The 1,498-nt window shown below is 50.8% G+C and carries 1 protein-coding gene; it reads right to left on the bottom strand.

Annotated elements, in window-relative coordinates:
* Nucleotides 1–1,498 (bottom strand): flagellar filament capping protein FliD (gene fliD, locus R8N28_RS24580; protein WP_318183591.1); only part of this gene is annotated, 1,498 nt, incomplete at both ends.

Raw genomic sequence — 1,498 nt, forward strand, 5'->3', positions numbered from 1 at the left:
TCAAACGGTAGTTTTGTTCTGTGAGACTTTTCTCTCGCGTACGAATGCTGCCCGTAATACCGGTGATGCCGTGAATCGCATCTTCGATACGCTTCGCAAAACCAGTGTTACCACCGAAGAATTTCTCTAACTCGTTGAAGTTATTGTTCAACTGACGGTCAAGCATGTCATAGTTGATTTCAAGCGTGCCTTGACGCGTCGTGGTAATACCAAATTCTGTCAATGATTTCAGATTTTCTGGTGCTTGATCGATTCGGCTTGAAAAGACGGCTTTCAATCGTGAATCGGCACTTCGCACCGTGCTGTCACCAGCTAGCGGCCCTTTTTGGCCGGTAGTTGGGTCCACACTCGAGAGTGCTTGCGAAGTTTGATAAAACGAGTTGTACGCCGAAACAAAGTTTTCGATGTCGCTGCGTACACTTTGACGGTCGTACTCGACTCCGATTTCTGCAGGCGGCTTGTTTGGTTCTGACTTGCCTTTAAGTGTCAAATCTACGCCTTCAATGGCGTCTTCAATTACGTTGTTATGGCTTGAAAGTTTTGCCACGCCGTCAAGCAGCACTTCAGAGTCTTGCCCTGCTTGTACCTCTGTCATACCAAGGTATTCTTCGAATGAGGATTGCGCTTTTGCGATTTTGGCTTCTGCTTCGTCGATTTTTTCTAGACGTTCACGCTCTTGAGGATCGAGTTTCGCACGATGAATTTGCTTGGCTTGCTCTTCCGTCAGTTCCCCTTTAGCGACCTTTTCATCTAACTGGGCTTTTTCTTGCGCCAGTTGTTCCTCAATGCGCGCTTTCTCTTGCGCCAGCTCTTGTTGGACTTTCTCTTGTTCGGCCTCTAATTTGGCTTGTGCCTCTTTAGGTGTCACGTAAGAGTCGGTCAACGTTCCAGAAGCAGTATTGGTCCAGCCAGGAACATCAGGGGCTTTCTCTATCGCCTTTTCGTCTAATTCAAGCTCGGGCGTATAGTAAGAGTCGAGTAAGGTGCCGGAGGCGGTTTCGGTCCAGCCAGGAATGTTGTCTTGTGGGAGTAACGAAGCAGCTGCTTGGGCAGCATCGAGCGCTTCTTGACCCGCTTTCGCGGCATCGGCACCAAAGCTGGAGATAGGCTCGTCGCTCTGCGTATCAGGGGACATGTCATCGCCTTTAGCCGCGATATCAGTGTCTGTTTTCAGTTCGGTGTCACTATCTGCATCCGTTGCCCCCTCTGCGGCGGGAATGGGATTGCCCTGCTCGTCAAACTGAGGTTCTGCGCCTTGTTCCACACCGTCGGCAGAGGCTGTTGCCGAGGCAGGTTTTACCTCTTGCATCACCTCTTCGGCGGCAATACGCGCTTTTTCCAGCGCTTTGACACGCTCTTCGAGGGTTTTATACTCGAGTTTTTTCAGCGGATCGCCTCGCTCGGCGTCCACGTGAATACGAATTTGGTTATCCTTACCTGAGACTGTCGAGGCAAGGATCAGGCGGGGGCCTTCCACATCGTTGATGACCGATGCGCG

This window comes from Vibrio sp. Vb1554, from assembly GCF_033344235.1.